Raw genomic sequence first — 19,339 nt, 5'->3', positions numbered from 1 at the left:
AAAGGAGTTTTAAACAAAAAATTAACATTTGATGCCATTTTATGTCATAATCAGTGGTGAAAATAACACCCAAGTTATTAAGGGTGGGGAGAAATAATGTATACGTTCACCATTGAAGGTTTTTGTGATTGGTGCCAGAAACCTAATTATGTAACAAAGCACCAGTACATCGACGGCAAGTGTCATTTTTCTTGTGATGAATGCGTTAATCTCGCGGCGATGGACGTCCGGCAATTCAATAAAGCGGAGTTGGAATATCGAGACTCCCTGTGCAAATCTTAGCTTGATCTCTTGCGCCTCTTTTTAAGAGGCGTTGTTGTTTTCAACACTCCTCCTCTATCGACCTTACTGTAGCCAATACACACTATTCGGTTCAAAACTAACCTTTCAATAACCACTTTGCTCCTATCACTGCCGATATTAGCATTAGCCTCTCTATACAGTGCTTTCGAACACACACTGTGAGCACCTTTGCATGAGTTCACATTTACAATATTAATTAATCAAATTAAATCATACGGTTATAGAAAATATCAATATTTTCATCAAAAAGTATTTGATCTTATCCCACCTTAAAACTACTGTATAACCATACAGCATGTATAAAAGGACAGGTTTATGTTGCGAAATACTGAAATTCTTAACTCATTACATCTTCATTCACATCGTGAGCTTACGGTAAAAGGACGCCCGATCTCTTATCAGCGTAGGATGGAAACGAATGTACTTAATAAAGTGTCTCAGCTTGCGTCAAAACACCAATGGGTCTTACTGACTGCAGAATGCCCTCGCCCTACGCTTGCCCAAATCTCCCATTATCAAGGGCTAGGCAACCACATGGTACAAATCAAACCATCCATACACTTAAATCAAACGCAAGTCATCGAGAAAGCCATTCGTTCAGGTAACGCCTGTGCGATTATCGCTAACGGAGATTTTTCTCCTAGCTGTCAGCGTGAATTGCAACAACTCGCGAAACAGCACCATTGCGAAGTTATTTTTTTACCCTCTGCTCCTTACCTTCATTGATAAATGAACGTGTTGTCATAAATCACAAGCTTGCAGTTAAAAACTTGTCCCTGTGCCGGCAGTTACGTGGAAATCCGCCGTTTAATGATACTTTTATGACCGTTGAGATACGTTAATAAAGAAATCAAAGCAAACGTTTGCTTAAATGATGGAAGCTCGTCTGAATTCTGGTATGATGCGGTGAAAAGTGGGCATACAAATGCTCTTTCTCCTCGTCGCTATTGTGCGACGCCACCGTTAGATAGGAATGTTTCCATGAGTCTCGCTGATCAAGTCCTTGCCGTAAACGACGACCTCCCAATTCGTACCGATAAACCCGTGCACAGCGGTAAAGTTCGCTCTGTTTACTGGTTGACTGAAGCAGATAGTCGTCGCCTGATAAAAGATAAAGGCTACGATGTTGCAGAAGACGCGCCATTGGCGATTATGGTGATAAGCGATCGAATCTCTGCATTTGATTGTATCTGGCATGGCGAAGGTGGACTCAAAGGCGTTCCGGGTAAAGGGGCGGCTTTAAACGCTATTTCTAATCATTGGTTTCAATTATTCAAAGATAATGGCCTTGCCGATAGCCACATATTAGATATTCCTCATCCATTTATCTGGATTGTTCAAAAAGCGAGACCCGTCATGATTGAGGCTATCTGTCGTCAATACATTACAGGCTCAATGTGGCGTGCTTACGCGCAAGGTGAAAGAGAGTTTTGTGGAATAACATTACCCGAAGGGCTAAAGAAAGACTCAAAGCTCGAAGACATATTGATCACGCCATCAACCAAAGGAATCTTACGCGATATTCCTGGAGTCCCTGAAGCTGACGACGTCAATATCACCCGCAATAACATTGTAGATAATTACGCTGCCTTCAATTTCTCAAACATCGACGGCGTTGCTCAATACGAAAAGCTACTAAAAGAAGGCTTTAGTGTTATCAGCAATGCTCTCAATAAAATTGAACAAACATTCGTTGATACAAAATTTGAGTTTGGGTACGTTACTGATGCCAGTGGTAGCGAAAAGCTTATTTATATGGATGAGGTTGGCACACCTGATTCTTCTCGCATCTGGGACACCAACGCTTACCAACAAGGTAAAATCGTCGAAAACTCCAAAGAAGGCTTCAGACAGTTTTTGCTGAACCACTTTCCAGATCCTGACATTCTTCTAAATAAAGAAAGAATGCCAGAACGCGAAGCGTTAGCAAAAGAGAATGCTTTACCACTCTCATCACTAATGAGTATTTCTGAAACTTATATTGGTATTGCTGAAAAAATCACGGGACGAAAAGTACAATTAAGTGAAAACCCGAAGCAAGAAATCATTGATATCCTGCGTCAAGACTACGACTTGATTGCTGACTAGTACTGTGAGCGCGTCTTTTAAACGAAGAGAGGAAGCATAATGCTTCCTCTCTTCGTTTAAATATCAATACGTTAGGCTGTAAGCTATAGTGATTGCTCAACGGTAATGATGACATCATCAGTGCCATCAGAAATGATAGTCACGTGACTTTTATTTTGGATGACGTCGATTTGATTGTCATCAAGCGGATATGGCATCACTACCTTCAAACACTCAATATTTTCTTGACGCGCTAGGCGAATAAGCCGAATTAAATTCAGCTCATCACTTTGACGTGTCGAAAGCGTTTTAAGAGCCTCATCCCATAACCGAGAATCCACGTCTGACGAATCTTTGGTGCTGGCTTTCCATGCTTCGCCAAACACCGGCGCTACCGAGCTCAATGCTTCTAGAAACGTCCATTTTTTATTACACGATGCTCCAAGAAAGCTCGTATAGTCAAATTCTACTTCGGTTATGACCTTATCAACCATAGCCACTCCAACTTACAGAATGTTATCTAGTTACTACTATTATTCATCACTCTATATATAGCAATAGGATATATTAAAATCATCTTTTATTACTCAAATGACGTATGAAACGTGATATAAAAAGCGAATTAATAACAATTCAAGAACAAAACTTCACCACTTTGTATTCTCTTAATTAACGGATTTCTCATACCGTTTTCAGACCCGCTTATTGATAAATATGTTAGCTTATCGCAGGTCAATCACTCGACTCGCTTTCTTGTAACGGACCTTCCACCCCGACCAAGATGGTAATTCTTTCCGTAGCGGATCACCTTTGCGGCTGCCTGAATCAAAGCTGATCTGCACGAGTTTACTTCGCCCAGAATACGCAACGGTAAGCCTCAAACCACTCAGTTGAATCTTGAGCGGGTATTTTTGCGCGAAATCATCATATTCCCAATCTGGAATGCCATCAAAAACAAAGTCTTCCACATCTAATAGCTCAAGGTCATTTAACGATGTGACCCCTAATGCCATCAATTGCTCAGCTAACCATTGTTCTAACGTCTGTATTTCAGTGGGCTTTTTGCATTCAGACAACCCTAAATCGAGATAAAGTTTCCAATGCTGCATTTGAGCGGATATACGAGTAGCTAAACCAAATAACACTTGCTCCTTAACGATGGTCTGCACGATCACATCTAAAGTGGTATCCTCCTCCAAATCAAGCTCGCGCGTCGCAATGGTCCGCCCCGCATAACGCAGCTCTTCTATACCTCTCAAGCCCTGTTTAGTATTGACCGTTTCTTTGGCTAACCACTGCCCAACACCAGCAGCTTCTACCATCGATAACCTAATAGGCATTACCACTGTCGCTAAACTCATCGTCTCTTTGACACCTCTTCCCGGTAGGCTATGTATTGAGAGCACTAATGCAGCCTCAGACGCTGGCTTCATCCGAGTCTGTCGGCCAAGTAACACCTCCATCTTGCCGTTTCCTAGCGCCTCTTTTCTGCGTTTACGTCGAACAAACAACAAATCTTTATTGGCGTTTATCATCTCAAGACACCATTGGGATCGGTCATATCGAGACGCCACCTCAAGAGAAGGTAATTCGAACACCTCTCTCATTTGTTGTGATAGACCTCGAGCTTCTTTCAGCCCTTCCTCATTAACAATCAGCCCTTTAAAGATCTTCCCTCTTACGAGTCCCACCAGTAAATTACCATCACACCCGTCAGGCTCTTGCTTATCCAATGAATCCAACCCTTCTTCATTGTTAGCAAGCTGATATAGATTACCGGTTGAGCACAGTGCCGCCGTCAAATCAATCATGGCTTCTTTGAGTGCTTTGGTCGGCATTTTAGTAATAAGGTCGGCATAAATTGTATCAACGGGTAATGGATAAAGCTGACGCCCATGTAAAGTGACACCGGAGTCATCAAGTGCGCCAAGTTCACGCAATTGCTGCTGCGCTTGCTCGAGAGCCTTGTTTGGAATCGCGTCGATAAAGCTTAAATTTTGTATCGAATATCCACATGTCGCTGCCGCCAATGTCGGTTCAACAATCGACTCACGCTGTAACTCTGGCGGTGTCACTCTATCAAGCGCAGCATGCTCTCCATAAAGCCGAATACACTGCCCATTCATCACTCGACCAGCTCGACCACTTCGTTGCGTCGCGCTGGCCTTTGAAATATGCCCAAGCATCAGTGTAGTGTGACCATTTCTTTGCACATTACGGCGCTCCAAACCAGAATCTATGACCAATTCAATGTTTGGAATCGTTAAAGAAGTTTCAGCAATATTGGTCGCTAACACAATTTTTCGCTTGTTCTGCGCTGTCATCGCCAGCACCCTTTCACTGTCGGTTACCGCCGCATAAAGTGGAGCGAGAATTACATCATACTGATCAGAGAACGTGCGCAATGTAGACACTGCTTGCTGAATTTCTTTTCTCCCTGGAAGAAAAACCAGCACGTCGCCGGTTAATTCATCCCAGCAAGATGCGATGGCTTGTCTGATACGAACGTCTAGTTCGCGGCTATCGGGCAACTGTCTGCTGTCTGACCTTATGTGTTGGATCTGCACATCATAATTACGCCCCTTCGCGACAAGACGTTTTGCGCCAAAATAGTCAGCAAGTTTTTCACCCTCAATCGTCGCGGAAGTAATCACGGTTTTATGGCTCTGAGTTTGCTTCAATAGAGCCACCAGCAGGTCTGTGTCCCAGCGGCGTTCATGAAACTCATCGATAATAACAATATCAAAGGCCGATAGTTGGTTATCGGCAAACCACCGCAACGCCACGCCTGGAGTAACAAATATAACTTGAGATGATTCTTGGTATCGACTTTCCAACTTAATCGCATAGCCAATACGTTGCCCGACTTTTTCTAGTAAAGATTCCGCCATGAACCCAGCCAGTGAAGTGCAAGCAATCCTGCGTGGTTCCACCACCAACACTCGCCCTTGCTTCATAGCCCAAATTGGCAAACGTGTCGATTTTCCAGACCCAGTTTCAGCTTCCACCACTAAGTGATGTTGAGTAAGGCGTTGTTTAAATTCAGCTTCAATATAATCGATGGGCAAAGAGGTCATATGAATACTATTTTGTTAGAGGATTATTATGTAATTAAGTACCTATTATTCAGTTAGGTGAATAGTAAGCACTTAACGCAAAACTCGATTATAACTGGGGTTAATGCCGGATTCGAGGCGCATTATTTACCGTTGATGAAGTCCACACAAATCGTTAACAAAACGTCATCGCGATATGCCCTAAACTATGGTAAATTACGCGCCTAAAACGTGCTCAACTTTATCTCCACTGTTCCCAAACAGGTAACTCATGAACAACAATAAACGACCGCTCTATATCCCATATGCCGGGCCAGCCCTACTCAGTACTCCTCTTCTTAACAAAGGCAGCGCTTTTAATAATGAAGAACGCATGTCTTTCAATTTAGAAGGACTGCTACCGGAAACCACTGAGACCATTCAAGAGCAAGTTGACCGAGCGTATAAGCAATACACCAGCTTTGAAAGCGATATGGATAAGCACATTTATCTGCGTAACATCCAAGATACCAACGAGACACTTTTTTATCGCTTAGTTCAGAACCACATTTCGGAAATGATGCCAATCATCTATACACCGACTGTGGGGGCTGCGTGTGAAAACTTTTCCAATATTTACCGCCGTGGCCGTGGGTTGTTCATCTCTTACCCGAACCGTGATCGTATCGACGACTTGCTAAACAACGCTCGTAACCACAATGTCAAAGTCATTGTAGTCACCGATGGCGAACGTATTTTAGGGTTGGGAGATCAAGGCATTGGCGGTATGGGGATTCCTATTGGGAAACTGGCACTATATACCGCGTGTGGGGGTATCAGCCCGGCTTATACACTTCCTATCGTATTAGATGTAGGGACGAATAACCCTCAACGACTCGCGGACCCTATGTATATGGGTTGGCGACATCCTCGAATCACGGGCGACGATTACCGTGCTTTTGTTGAAGATTTTATCCAAGCCGTGCAACGTCGTTGGCCTGATGCCCTAGTCCAGTTCGAAGATTTTGCACAAAAAAATGCGATGCCATTGCTTGAGCGCTATAAAGATCGCATCTGTTGCTTCAACGACGATATTCAAGGTACGGCAGCCGTGACGGTTGGCTCATTACTTGCTGCTTGTAAAGCGGCTGGCAGCAAGTTGTCTGAGCAGCGTATTACGTTCCTAGGAGCCGGATCTGCGGGTTGCGGCATTGCTGAAGCCATCGTCGCTCAAATGGTATCTGAAGGAATTAGCGATGCACAAGCACGCTCACAAGTCTTCATGGTAGACCGTTGGGGCTTACTACAAGACGGCATGCAAAACCTTCTTGATTTCCAACAACGTTTGGTTCAAAAACACGCCCAAACAGCTGATTGGGAAAGTGACAACACTGGCTTCTCATTACAGGACGTGATCAAAAACGGTAAGCCAACGATACTCATTGGTGTGTCTGGCGCCCCTGGTCTATTCAGTAAAGAGATCATTCAAGAGATGCACAAGCACTGCGAACGCCCAATTGTGTTCCCTCTGTCAAACCCAACCAGCCGCGTTGAAGCAACGCCAAATGACATTCTTCGCTGGACAAATGGGCAAGCATTGGTTGCAACGGGCAGTCCATTTGATCCGGTTGTTGTCGAAGGCAAAACCTACCCAATCGCACAGTGTAACAACAGCTACATTTTCCCTGGTATTGGGTTAGGTGTACTTGCTGCGCAGGCATCACGCGTCACTGATGAGATGCTCATGGAATCAAGCCGTACGCTTGCAGAATGTTCACCTCTCGCTCAAAAAGGATTTGGACAGCTATTACCACCCCTTGAAGAAATTCATTTGGTATCGAAGCGTATTGCTTTTGCTGTTGCTAAAAAGGCGATTGAGCAAGGCGTAGCAAAAGAAACCTCAGATGACACGCTACGAGACGCCATTGAAGACAACTTCTGGCAACCGGTCTACCGTAAATACAAACGCTCAGCGTTTTAATCGGAATCCGAATCACACTTAAGTGATATTTCATCGATAGGCCCTTGTTTAAAAGGGCCTTTTTTGTATTTAATAGCCCGTTATTCCTTTTGAGAAATCACTATGTTCGATATCTTCGCCCCCGGCGGCCAAAGCCTTCATCCTTACCTTCAACAAATATCCACGGCACTTGTTGCCTGTTTACTTGTCGTATTAGGAGGTGATATCAATCGCCTATTGAGGAATTTACTTCGCAATACTAATTTCATAATTCGCACAGTCTGCTTTATAATCGTCAATGCTTTTGGGTACGGGCTTGTCATCATTAAGGTAACCCCCCTGTTAGAGCAGCTTTTAGCCGGCCTAGCACCAGGGCTTATGTTTAGCATCGTCGTTATTAGTTTTGTGAGTATCGGGATTTGGGCTCAAAGGAATCGTCAGATTTAGTGACCTTTAGAAACAACAAAGGAACATTACTCTCTTTTTTAAAGAGAGCGCTTCGTATTGGCTGTTATACCGTCATATTGTTCATTATATTCGTTGCTTCCATCGATCGCTGGGTAAGCTGGCAAGCCCAAGACCGCATTTTCACCTCAATTGATGAGATTGATAACGTCCAAGTTGGCGTTGTTTTAGGTACAAGTAAGTACTTAGGGCGGACACTCAACGAGTATTATGCACACCGAATTGACGCGGCAATTGATCTATATAATGAAGGGAAAGTCTCGCATTTTTTATTAAGCGGCGACAACGCCCATCGCTCGTATAACGAACCTTGGACAATGAAACGTGACCTTCTTCGGGCCGAGATCCCAGAGCAAGCGATCCACTTAGACTACGCCGGCTTTAGGACTCTTGACTCCATTGTTAGAGCTAAGAAGATTTTTGATACCGATGATTTTTTGATTATCACGCAAAAATTCCATTGCGAACGCGCATTGTTTATTGCTCGCTCTTACAATATCAATGCCACGTGCCTGGCCGTGTCTGGCCCGACATCGAAATCCGGTTATTCCATTCGTTTACGAGAAGTTTTCGCAAGAACAAAGGCCTTTTTAGACTTATATATTATGGACACACAGCCAAAGTTTTTAGGTCCTAAAGAGCCGATTATCTCCGAGGAAGCCCTGCTATCCGTTGAATCTTTAACTTCTAGTGAGCCTTCTGAACCGGTCTCGTCCACCGTCCCTCTCATGCCCACTTCGCCAGTCGTGTCTGAAAAATCTATTGATTCAAAAGAACAAGCAGAAAAAAATCACGCCTTTGATGATCGCTAATCTCGACACACGACTCGATTACGACCTTTCATTTTGGCTTGATACAGCGCATCGTCCGCCGCCACAATAGCCGCTGATATATCGCCATTTTTCACGTCAGCAACACCGATGCTGCACGTTATAGGGTCACCATGGATCCATAAATGCTTCGTCACGGAACTGCGCATTTTTTCAGCACGGCTCACCGCTTCTTTTATGGTCGTGTCTGGGCAAAATATCACAAACTCCTCTCCCCCCCATCTGACGAGTTTATCCTGTGGCTGGATCAGGCTCGATAGTACTAAAGAGAACTCTCGTAAAATGTCATCACCAGTGGCATGCCCATACTGATCATTCACCGATTTAAAGAAATCAATATCAGCGAACAGCACGCAAAAAACGTCATTACTGTCTTTTAACTGCTGACTTTGACTAACTAACCATTCCCGTACAGCGTGACGATTACGAATTCCGGTAAGTGGATCTTTATGCGCGAGCTGTGAAAACTTAATGTTTTCATTACGCAATTTTTCATTAAGTCTGGCTAGGTAGGCTTCTCTTGCGAGTGCTTTATCCGCTTGGCGTTTATTATTTCGAAATTCAATCAGTACGATAATAGTGGTGCATACCATCCAAAATGCTAATAATGACAAAAATAAGGTTTCGCCCTCTATGTAGCGCCCTTTCAGTCGAATCGACTTCACTGTTATTTGGTGCTTGCCGAGCGCAGCATCAGAGCCAGTAGCTACCTCAAATTTGTTGACGTTCGTTAGCTCTAGAGCACTATATTCGATCGGAATGTGATTATCGGTCAGCCACCATGACATAACTTGAAAATTATCGAGAGGGATCTCTAGCGTCTCGTTCTCACCGCTGAGTGTGACCGTAATTCCGTTATATTTATGCGTGTACTCATCAGAGATGCTCGAATACGCAGGATTAAAGTTACGTAGATAAATTCGAACGGTTGGGGCCTCACTCGGTTTAGGAGCAGCATAAGCAATCTCAAACTCCAACGTATGATAGCTCGATAAGTCCCAACCTTTCGTCGAGTCCGAACTGAAGTGTACGGATAACCCACAATAAGGCCATTCATAGCCTCCCTGGATCAACTCACACGTCAGCACCGCGGATTGGGAGTTGATGTCGATGGAGGAGGTACTGCTGCCTCCATCTTGCTTATCGTTGGTCGCCACGTAATCGAACGTGTATGGGGACAAAATGAGCTGCTTTTCCGCGCCCCACAACCGATAAGACTCAATAATAATTAGCGTGAACACCACCATGGTAAGAAGAAACTTATACGACCACTTCATGACTATCCGGATCTACTTTAATATTGATATTACTTCCATAACACTAGCATTAGTCTGAGAAATTTATCAATAGGTATTCATATAACTTTATGAACTCCATCGCGTACTCACCCATCTTTCTAAGATTAGCTGGTCCTTGCTTCACTAACTATTAAAGATCACAACAAACAGATTTGCTACACTAACGAAAACAACAATATATAGAGTAATGTCATGTCACTTCTTGCATCTGGTACGCTGTCTAAAATGCGTGCCTCTCTCGACTCAACCGTTCACTACCGCCTTCCAGTTGGCGAGAAAGAAATTGAGTTATCTTCCTTTATCGGTCGCACTCTCACTCTCACTCACACTGGTAATATTTTTTGCAGTGCATGTGGTAAGAAAACCAAAAAAAGCTACGCTCAAGGCCATTGTTTTGTTTGTATGCGTAAATTGGCAAGCTGCGACATGTGCATCATGAAGCCTGAAACCTGTCACTACGACGCCGGTACGTGTCGCGAGCCAGAATGGGGCGAAGCGAACTGCATGGTGGATCACTTTGTCTACTTGTCGAACACATCCAGTTTGAAAGTAGGCATCACTCGCCACACGCAAATCCCAACACGTTGGATTGATCAAGGGGCGACACAAGGTTTGCCTATTTTAAAAGTGTCGACTCGCCATATTTCAGGGCTAATTGAAGTTGAACTTGCAAAGCACATTGCCGATAAAACCAATTGGCGCACATTGCTAAAAGAAGATGGCTCACCACTTCCATTACAAGAAAAAGCCCAGCAGCTTTTGCCGCTCGTTGCCGATAAAATTGAAGAAGTTCGAGCAAAATACGGGGCTGATTCGGTTGAAATTCTCAGCGAAAATATCACATCATTAAGCTACCCAGTACAAGAGCACCCGGTTAAGATCAAATCTCATAATTTTGATAAAGAACCGGTCGTGACTGGGATTTTGAATGGCATTAAGGGCCAGTATTTAATTTTTGATACCGGCGTGATTAACATTAGAAAATTTAGCTCATATGAAGTTGAAGTTTCTGAGTAAAGCCCTTCACTGCGTTAGTATACGGCCGTAGGACAAAAGCCGCACTCTCACCGTTCATGATCGGTGAGAGTGTTGAGTCATGGTAATCGCAGCTTTCTTATCTTCAATCCCCGCGGTGTATCAACTCAATAGCATCAAAAAACGTATCGACATCAGCAAGCGTGTTGTAATGCATAAAACCCACACGCAACACACCGCCGCTTTCATCTATGCCGAGCTGCCTCACCAAGCCTAATGCGTAGAAATGACCGTTCCACACACAGATGTTTTGCTCACCTAGCGCCTTCGCCATATAGTCGGGAGAATAGACATCCGATCGAAGTGCAAAAGTCGGCGTCCTTTGCGTGTGATCCGCATTCGAGCACCCAAATAAACTCAAATAATCGAGTCTACATAATCGCTCTAAAAAATAACGACTGAGTTGCTCTTCATGTTCCGCAATCAGGCTGGAAGCCGACACCAAGCGCTCCCGTAGTTCGTGCCCCTGTCCCCAGTGAGCCAAATACTCAATCGCTGCGATTAGACCCGCTAACGCTTCAAAACTTTGAGTCCCCGTTTCAAACCGTCCCGGTCCTAAATCAGTCGCAGGTTCAACTTTATAAGGGACGAGTGACTGAATACGTACAGGAGAAACATACGCGATACCAAGGTGTGGACCAAAGAACTTGTAGGCAGAACAAACTAGATAATCACACCCTATACGTTGCACGTCGATCAAAGCATGAGGTGCAAAATGAACGGCATCGACGTAAACCTGAGCCCCCACTTTCTTCGCTGCCGCCACGATACGAGCAAGATCCGTCACAGACCCAGTAGTATTGGAAGCGTAAGTCACGGCAACCAGTTTAGTATTTACAGTGAGTAATGACTCAAAGTGCTCATAATCAAGCGTGCAGTCTCGCTCATCAACTCTCACTTGCTTAACTATGGCACCTTTTTCATCAGCAGCTTGTTGCCAAGATGACACATTAGAGTAGTGATCGAGCGCTGTCACAATAACCTCATCACCTGGCAACCAATCTCGCGAAATAGTCCGGCTGAACTGAAACGTCAAAGACGTCATGTTTGCGCCAAACACTATGTTGTCACTACCTTCAGCATTTAGAAATTGCGCCGCTATCGCTCGCGCTTTCGTCATCAAATCAACCGTGTATACACTCGAAAAATAGTGCCCTCCTAAATTAGAGTTATAGCGCCCTAAATATTGGGTTATGGCCTCTAAAACGCTGCTAGGCACTTGAGATCCACCAGGACCATCTAAAAAGACAACCGGCTTATCGTTAAAGGTTTGTCCTAGAGCAGGAAAGCATTGCCGGGCAGAGTTAGGAGTGAAGTGCATTGTTACCCTCCTTAGCGGTTAGTACAAATACATCCATATGGCCTTCACTTTTGTTGTCAACACAGCGAATAGGTTGTGCGTTATGCCACAAACGATGGTCATCTAAAATTGCGACTTCACCATCTTCAAGCACTTTTCTAAAGAACGGAGCTTCGTGATTATCGTTGTACAACATCACTTCGCCACCTACGATGTTTTTGCGCTCAACCCCAACGATGGCGATATGATCAAATCCATCTTGATGTATCCCTTCTGGTGCCACTTGAGTTTCATCGTAGACGGCGGCTATACGCATTTGATGAATCTCTATTTCTTGCCCATCTGGTAATTGATTGGTTGCCATAAATAAAGACACGAGCTCGTTCATTCCTGCACTTTGTAGTGTTGCCGATGCGATTGGCTCAAAATTTCGGATTACATTCCCTTGAAAGTGATTAAAGTGTTCGGTCTGAACAAAATCATGCTTGTCTTCTTCAACCACTTTTCCCGCTACAGCTCGAATCACAGAGTATCGACGAAGGCGATATTGGCCGTCTGCATGGGCCGTGTTCGGGAGTTTAGAAAAAGAAGGAGACAGCTGCCGAATGGCTTCAGCACTAAGTTGGGTAAGATGTAAGGTATTTTCATTTGAATGTAACATAGTCTTTGCCTTAGTTATTTGCATCCAAAACCACAGAAGCAACATTTTTATTACATTAATTAAACATCAATAACACCAAGCGTTCAACTTTTTATAGCATTAACATCTAACAAAGGTATAAATACAGCACAAGACTTCAACTAACGCCAAAGAAAGCAGTCAAACATGCCAAGTTTCGTTCAAGCGTCGTTAAAAAAGCAGCACAGGTGACTAGCGCAATAAAATAAGTGCCATAATTTCAAATAGATACCAGAAGAACATAATGAGATAGAGCACTATTTTTGCATTCGACGTAGTTATTCGTTGTTGATGGAAATCAGGATCGATTAGGCCCGATACAGCATCGATAACGTAATTCGACGTTTCCACCACGACAACTTTTTACACATATACAATGCTTTTTGTAAATATCCGCATAAGTTAGTGGTTAGGTGTTGATTCTTCTCCTCAAACCCCAATATATTAGGCATAGATATAACGAGTAGCTCAACATCGCTGCCTAAAAACAAAATGAAGTGAGATTAAAATGGCTGATACGAAACACTGTAAATTGCTGATACTTGGCTCAGGTCCTGCTGGTTATACCGCAGCGGTATATGCTGCACGAGCAAACCTAGATCCCGTGCTGGTCACAGGAATGCAGCAAGGTGGGCAGCTTACAACCACTACTGATGTTGAGAATTGGCCAGGTGACGCAGACGATCTTAGTGGCCCATTGCTTATGGATAGAATGAAGCAACACGCTGAAAAATTCGACACAGAAATCATCTTTGACCATATTAATCACGTTGATTTCAGTGAACGTCCATTTAAGCTCAGTGGCGATAGTCAACATTATACGGCCGACGCTGTGATCATCTCGACGGGCGCTTCAGCAAAATACTTAGGATTAGAATCCGAAGAAGCGTTCAAAGGTCGTGGCGTGTCAGCTTGTGCTACTTGCGATGGCTTTTTCTATCGCAACCAAAAAGTAGCCGTCGTAGGTGGCGGAAATACAGCCGTTGAAGAAGCGCTTTATTTGGCGAATATTGCATCAGAGGTGCACTTAGTTCACCGACGTGAGACATTTCGTGCAGAAAAAATCCTTATAAAACGCCTTATGGATAAAGTCGCGAGCGGCAACATCGTTCTTCACACTGACCGAACACTTGATGAAGTGGTGGGCGATGAGATGGGCGTCACTGGCATCAATGTAAAAGATACACAGACTGGTGAGGTCGAACATATTGAAGTGATGGGCGCATTCATCGCGATCGGCCATCAGCCAAACACTGACCTTTTTAAAGATCAGTTAGAAATGAATAACGGCTATATAGTGGTTCAATCCGGTCTAGAGGGGAACGCAACACAAACCTCTATCCCTGGCGTTTACGCCGCAGGCGATGTCATGGACCATAATTATCGCCAAGCGATTACGTCAGCAGGCACAGGTTGTATGGCCGCACTAGACGCCGAACGCTTCTTAGATTCTGCCGAGTCCTAAGCCAATTGTAAAACCTTAGAACCCAGTGGTGTATACACTGGGTTCTTTTTTGTATACTCCCCGCTTCTTCTAAGAATAATACTCATTAAGTTAAGCCGTCTTCATGGATAAAAAGAAACAGCAGAGCCTAAATAAGTGGCTCAAAACACAAAGTCGCTTGGCCAAACGCTGGCTGCTCATTGCGATAGGTCTCGGTGTATTGTCTAGCTTGTTCTTGCTCGCACAAGCTGCACTAATCGCGACTATACTCCACCAACTTATAATCGAACATACTGATAAATATGAGCTTGTGCCGTACTTTATTGGGCTCATTGTTGCCGTAGCAGGACGAGCAAGCTGTGCCTGGGGACGGGAGATTGCGGGGTTCAAATGTGGTGAAAAAATACGCTGTTACATTCGAGAACTGGTCCTGAACAAGCTTCACGAACTTGGGCCAAGTTACATCAAAGGAAAGCCTGCCGGTTCATGGGCAACCCTAGTCTTGGAACAAGTCGAAGACATGCACGACTTCTTTGCTAAATATCTCCCTCAGATGTCGCTTGCTGTTTTAGTGCCTTTTATCATTCTTATTGTTGTCTTCCCTGTTAACTGGGCCGCGGGTTTGATTTTCTTAATCACGGCTCCGCTTGTCCCACTTTTCATGGCACTCGTGGGCATGAAAGCGGCTGATGCGAACAGAAAGAACTTCAAAGCATTACAACGACTATCCGGGCATTTTTATGATCGTCTTCAGTCGATGACCACTATTCGCCTTTTCAATCGCACCAATGCGGAAAAGGTCGTACTTGAGGGGGCTTCAGAGGTATTTCGAAAGCGCACGATGGACGTCCTTCGTCTTGCCTTCCTTTCTTCTGCTGTCCTTGAGTTCTTTACTTCCATCTCTATTGCGATGACGGCCGTTTATTTTGGTTTCAGCTTCATAGGTGAACTCAATTTCGGCCACTATGGCGTGGGGGTAACCCTATTTGCTGGTCTATTCATTCTCATTCTGGCACCAGAATTTTATCAGCCACTAAGAGACCTCGGTACGTTTTACCATGCTAAAGCACAAGCCGTCGGTGCGGCTGAGAGTATCGTTGAATTCCTAGAGACCGAAGTCCCTGATCTACCACAAGGTAAATCTCCTTTAAAACCAAGCGAACATATAGGGCTTGAGGCAACCGATTTAGAGGTCTTTAGCCCAGAAGGACGATGTCTCGTCGGTCCGATTACCTTCCAAATCAAACACGGTGAATCGGTTGCACTGGTGGGACCAAGTGGCGCGGGCAAAACCAGCTTAGTGAACACTATTTTGGGCTTCATGCCATACTCTGGTTCGTTAAAAATCAACGGACAAGAACTCCGAGACATCGTATGCGATGAATGGCGTGAGCGAGTGAGTTGGGTTGGGCAAAACCCATTACTATTACATGGCAGTATTGGTGACAATATCACGCTCGGCAAGCAAAATGTCTCTGACCAAACCATCTCCTCAGCGCTGTCTTCGTCATTCTCTGCCGAGTTTGTCGACGAGCATGGACTCGATTATCAAGTCACGGATCGCTCTGCTAGCCTTTCGGTTGGTCAAGCGCAACGCTTAGCACTTGCCCGTGCAATGATACAAGATGGTCAATTTTGGCTGCTCGACGAACCCACTGCCAGCCTAGATGCTAAAAGTGAAAGACTCGTCAACGAAGGTATTGTACAAACGACGCAAGGGAAAACCACCCTAACGGTCACTCACCAATTGTCTCAACTAAAAAATATGGACACAATTTGGGTCATGAACAATGGCAAGCTTGAACAGGTAGGAAGCTTTGCCTCATTGACCGAGTCTGATGGGATGTTTAGCACGATGTTGGCATCACATAACGCGATGGTTGATAGTAATAAGGGGAACTTAGATGCGTGATTTACTCCCTTACCTTAAATTATATAAGAAGCATTGGTTTGGCTTATCGCTTGGTATGGTCCTCGCGTTTGCAACGTTGTTTGCCTCGATTGGCCTACTCACACTGTCTGGTTGGTTTATTTCTGCCTCTGCGGTAGCAGGGCTCACCATTGCTAGGGAAACCTTCAATTATATGCTTCCCGGAGCAGGTGTTCGCGGCGCAGCAATGGGTAGGACTGCGGGACGTTGGGGGGAGCGTGTTGTCAGCCACAATGCAACGTTCAAACTACTGACCGACTTGCGTGTCTTCTTCTTTACTAAACTTGCACCTCTCATCCCGAGTAAAGCCATCAATATCCGTGATGCAGATATGCTAAATCGTTTAGTCGCTGACGTTGATGCGATGGACCACGTTTACTTAAGGCTTGTGAGCCCTATTGTCGTGGGTTTCTTTGGGATCGTCGGTTTAACTGCTCTACTGTATTGGTTCGATGCTTCTTTAGCTCTGACACTGGGCGGTATCTTACTTGCGCTGTTAATTGTTTGGCCAGTGTTGTTCTACTACCTTGGTAAAAACAACGGTCACGAACTGACCATCAACAAAGCGGACCTTAGGGTACGAACGTTAGATTGGTTGCAAGGCTACAGTGAGCTAACACTGTTTGGCGCAGAGTCACGTTATCGTCATGCCATTTTGGATGCACAGCACAAGCTGCTCAGCAATCAATATGTTCACGCGAAGGTGTCTGGCCTTGCACAAGGATTATTAATCCTCGCGAACGGCTGGTTATTAATTCTCATCTTGTGGCTATCCGCCGATGGCGTAGCGGGAAACCAACCCGATCCTCTGATCGCTTTGATGGTCTTCGCCACCATGGCCAGTTTTGAATTATTAATGCCTATTGCCGGAGCTTTCCAATTTCTAGGCCAAACATTGACGTCTGCAAGGCGTTTAAACGAAGTGATTTTGGCGGAGCCTGAGGTTCAATTTAGCACAGAACCTGTTACGCACAGCGGGGCGTACTCAATCGAATTCAGTGACGTTGAGTTCGGTTATCCTGATGGTCACCACAATGCGTTAGATGGTGTATCCATTTCTGTTGGCGCAGGTGAAAAGCTTGCTATCGTGGGGCAAACTGGCTCAGGTAAATCCACGTTGTTACAGCTCATTTCTCGCTATTGGGATGTACAATCGGGATCGCTTACCATCGCCGGACAAGATATTAAGGCATGGAGTGAACCGCAGCTTAGAGAATCAATGAGTATTGTCAGTCAACGAGTTGATATCCTAAATGGTACCTTACGAGATAATCTTCTGATGGCTCAGCCTGATGCCGGAGACGATGTTCTTGCCAATGCCTTAGTGCAAGTTAACTTAGCATCATTACTCGAAGACGCTGGCTTAGACACTTGGCTTGGCGAAGGCGGGCGCCAACTTTCTGGTGGTGAAAAAAGACGAATAGGCATTGCCCGCGCCGTATTACACGACGCACCGATTCTTCTTTTAGACGAACCCACTGAAGGCCTAGATAAACAAACAGAACAACAAATCATGTCTCTGTTTGAAGAGCACTTTAAAAGCAAAACCGTGATTTTCATAACACATAGATTGGTTAATCTGAGCTCATTCAATGCAATATGCCTACTGGAACAAGGGCAAATCATTGAACACGGTAGTCATGCTCAATTGATGGCAAACCAAGCTCGCTATTTTGAGCTTAACCAAACTCTTTAAATCGTTTTTGCGTCGTGGTGGCTTGCAACGATGAAGAGTTCGCCACTATACATTTCGATGTGAACCAATAAAAAAACGCCTTAACGGCGTTTTTTTATTGGTTCAGCGTTTACCGCTTAAGCTTGTTTAGCTTAGGCATATTGAGCTTCGAATTCTTTCATTAAATCTACAAGCGCTTGTACACCTTCGATCGGCATTGCGTTATAGATAGAGGCTCTCATTCCACCAACCGCACGATGTCCCTTTAATGCACGTAAGCCGCGTTCTTCGGCAAGCGCTAAGAAAGTGTCATCCAATTCTGGCTTAGCCAACTGGAATGGAACATTCATTAGTGAACGATTGTTTGAATGTACATCGTTTTTATAGAATGCTGACTCATCAATGTAGTCATAAAGCAGCGCAGCTTTTAGCTTATTGCGAGTCTCGATTTCAGCAACACCGCCCTGCTCTTTCAGCCACTTAAAGACAAGCCCAGACAGATACCACGCAAATGTTGGTGGGGTGTTATACATGGAATCTTTTTCCGCTAACACCTTGTAGTTGAGGAACGACGGCAGAACGCTACTTGCTAAATCCAGTAAATCATCACGAACGATCACAATACAAATTCCCGCAGGCCCAATATTCTTTTGTGCCCCTGCGTAAATCACACCATATTTGGATACATCAATTTCTCTAGACAGAATGGTCGACGACATATCTGCAACAATTGGTAAGTCTGTCTGTGGGAGATCGTTAATCTCAATACCATCGATCGTTTCATTTGGACAAAAATGAACAAATGCAGAATCAGAGGCAATTTCCCAATCGCAGGCGGGTACCACCGATACCTTCCCATCAATCGTTGTTTTCGCTTGATAGACATTCGGTGAGCAATATTTACGAGCTTCTTCAATCGCACTTTCAGCCCAATAACCAGCATCGATGTAAGTCGCCGTTTTTTTATCCCCTAGCAAATTCAGAGGAACCGCAGAAAATTGCGCCCTTGCTCCGCCATGGCAAAATAAGACTTTATAATTGTCAGGAATATTCATCAGATCTCGAAGATCTTGTTCGGCTTCATCTGCTACCTTGATAAAAGGTTTGCCGCGATGACTCACTTCCATGACCGATGTACCCAGATTGTTCCAGTCAACAAACTCAGCTTGTGCTTTTTCCATGACGGCTTTTGGCAATGCTGCTGGGCCTGCACTGAAATTGAATACGCTATGGTGAATCGGCTCCATGAACTTACTACTCCTAACTATTTATCGGTTTAAGATTCAGTAATATCATGTTTTTATAAAGATAAGAAGCA

At 44.5% G+C, this 19,339-nt stretch carries 16 protein-coding genes; 10 read left to right on the top strand and 6 right to left on the bottom strand.

The annotated features are described in order from the left end of the window. The first annotated feature begins 96 nt into the window (after nt 1-96). From ACE1OE_RS05885 to ACE1OE_RS05875, 3 genes are all read left to right on the top strand, one after another. Nucleotides 97-282, top strand: a complete 186-nt coding sequence (locus ACE1OE_RS05885; RefSeq protein WP_372060362.1) for a hypothetical protein — start codon at nt 97-99, stop codon at nt 280-282. 336 nt (nt 283-618) lie between these two features. Continuing rightward, a complete protein-coding gene (locus tag ACE1OE_RS05880) occupies nt 619-1,029 on the top strand; it encodes a hypothetical protein (protein WP_449210435.1) in 411 nt (136 codons plus the stop codon). A 255-nt stretch (nt 1,030-1,284) separates the two neighbouring features. Beyond that, nucleotides 1,285-2,391 (top strand): phosphoribosylaminoimidazolesuccinocarboxamide synthase, encoded by a 1,107-nt coding sequence (locus ACE1OE_RS05875; RefSeq protein ID WP_102470626.1) that lies wholly within the window; start codon nt 1,285-1,287, stop codon nt 2,389-2,391. 83 nt (nt 2,392-2,474) lie between these two features. Here ACE1OE_RS05875 and ACE1OE_RS05870 read toward each other — a convergent pair whose 3' ends face one another. Together ACE1OE_RS05870 and ACE1OE_RS05865 are read right to left on the bottom strand one after the other, a co-directional pair. Beyond that, a complete protein-coding gene (locus ACE1OE_RS05870) occupies nt 2,475-2,864 on the bottom strand; it encodes a transporter (RefSeq protein WP_102470625.1) in 390 nt (129 codons plus the stop codon). A 228-nt stretch (nt 2,865-3,092) separates the two neighbouring features. Beyond that, nucleotides 3,093-5,447 (bottom strand): DEAD/DEAH box helicase, encoded by a 2,355-nt coding sequence (locus ACE1OE_RS05865; RefSeq protein ID WP_449210434.1) that lies wholly within the window; start codon nt 5,445-5,447, stop codon nt 3,093-3,095. Nucleotides 5,448-5,697: 250 nt separating this feature from the next. On the opposite strand from ACE1OE_RS05865, the gene ACE1OE_RS05860 reads away from it, so the two are divergent. The 3 genes from ACE1OE_RS05860 to ACE1OE_RS05850 all read left to right on the top strand — a co-directional run bounded on the left by ACE1OE_RS05860 (nt 5,698) and on the right by ACE1OE_RS05850 (nt 8,642). Then, entirely contained in the window at nt 5,698-7,386 is a 1,689-nt protein-coding gene (locus ACE1OE_RS05860; RefSeq protein ID WP_449210433.1) for an NAD-dependent malic enzyme, read from the top strand. Nucleotides 7,387-7,488: 102 nt separating this feature from the next. Next, nucleotides 7,489-7,812 (top strand): DUF3392 family protein, encoded by a 324-nt coding sequence (locus ACE1OE_RS05855; RefSeq protein ID WP_372060368.1) that lies wholly within the window; start codon nt 7,489-7,491, stop codon nt 7,810-7,812. Continuing rightward, nucleotides 7,785-8,642 carry a SanA/YdcF family protein gene (locus ACE1OE_RS05850; protein ID WP_449210432.1) on the top strand — a complete coding sequence of 286 codons (858 nt, stop codon included), beginning with the start codon at nt 7,785-7,787 and terminating at the stop codon, nt 8,640-8,642. The genes ACE1OE_RS05855 and ACE1OE_RS05850 overlap by 28 nt, the downstream gene beginning before the upstream one ends. On the opposite strand, the gene ACE1OE_RS05845 is transcribed toward ACE1OE_RS05850, so the two are convergent. Further along, nucleotides 8,639-9,937 (bottom strand): diguanylate cyclase, encoded by a 1,299-nt coding sequence (locus ACE1OE_RS05845; RefSeq protein WP_449210431.1) that lies wholly within the window; start codon nt 9,935-9,937, stop codon nt 8,639-8,641. The genes ACE1OE_RS05850 and ACE1OE_RS05845 overlap by 4 nt on opposite strands. A 213-nt stretch (nt 9,938-10,150) precedes the next feature. On the opposite strand from ACE1OE_RS05845, the gene ACE1OE_RS05840 reads away from it, so the two are divergent. Continuing rightward, nucleotides 10,151-10,975: a DUF2797 domain-containing protein gene (locus ACE1OE_RS05840; protein WP_449210430.1), complete on the top strand. Its 825-nt coding sequence runs from the start codon at nt 10,151-10,153 to the stop codon at nt 10,973-10,975. 103 nt (nt 10,976-11,078) lie between these two features. Here ACE1OE_RS05840 and ACE1OE_RS05835 read toward each other — a convergent pair whose 3' ends face one another. Next, nucleotides 11,079-12,314, bottom strand: coding sequence for a cysteine desulfurase-like protein (locus ACE1OE_RS05835; protein WP_449210429.1), 1,236 nt, complete (start codon nt 12,312-12,314; stop codon nt 11,079-11,081). After that, the gene (locus tag ACE1OE_RS05830) at nt 12,298-12,954 is read right to left on the bottom strand and encodes a 2OG-Fe dioxygenase family protein (protein WP_372060371.1); all 657 of its coding nucleotides are present in this window, start codon (nt 12,952-12,954) and stop codon (nt 12,298-12,300) included. Before ACE1OE_RS05830 ends, ACE1OE_RS05835 begins: the two co-directional genes overlap by 17 nt. Before the next feature lie 526 nt (nt 12,955-13,480). Between ACE1OE_RS05830 and trxB the strand changes: the two genes are divergently transcribed. The 3 genes from trxB (at nt 13,481) to cydC (ending at nt 18,042) form a co-directional block, all read left to right on the top strand. Continuing rightward, nucleotides 13,481-14,437 carry a thioredoxin-disulfide reductase gene (gene trxB, locus ACE1OE_RS05825; RefSeq protein WP_449210428.1) on the top strand — a complete coding sequence of 319 codons (957 nt, stop codon included), beginning with the start codon at nt 13,481-13,483 and terminating at the stop codon, nt 14,435-14,437. Between the two features lie 103 nt (nt 14,438-14,540). Then, on the top strand, nt 14,541-16,328 hold the full coding sequence (gene cydD / locus ACE1OE_RS05820) for a heme ABC transporter permease/ATP-binding protein CydD (RefSeq protein WP_449210427.1): 1,788 nt from the start codon (nt 14,541-14,543) through the stop codon (nt 16,326-16,328). Further along, nucleotides 16,321-18,042, top strand: coding sequence for a heme ABC transporter ATP-binding protein/permease CydC (cydC, locus tag ACE1OE_RS05815; RefSeq protein ID WP_449210426.1), 1,722 nt, complete (start codon nt 16,321-16,323; stop codon nt 18,040-18,042). Before cydD ends, cydC begins: the two co-directional genes overlap by 8 nt. 131 nt (nt 18,043-18,173) lie before the next feature. Here the strand turns inward: cydC and serC are convergent, their stop codons facing one another. Beyond that, a complete protein-coding gene (gene serC / locus ACE1OE_RS05810) occupies nt 18,174-19,268 on the bottom strand; it encodes a 3-phosphoserine/phosphohydroxythreonine transaminase (RefSeq protein WP_449210425.1) in 1,095 nt (364 codons plus the stop codon). Nucleotides 19,269-19,339 lie beyond the last annotated feature (71 nt).

It is taken from the genome of Vibrio sp. E150_011, assembly GCF_053544015.1.
The sequence above is the reverse complement of the archived record's forward strand: the minus strand, read 5'-3'. Positions and strand labels throughout refer to the sequence as shown.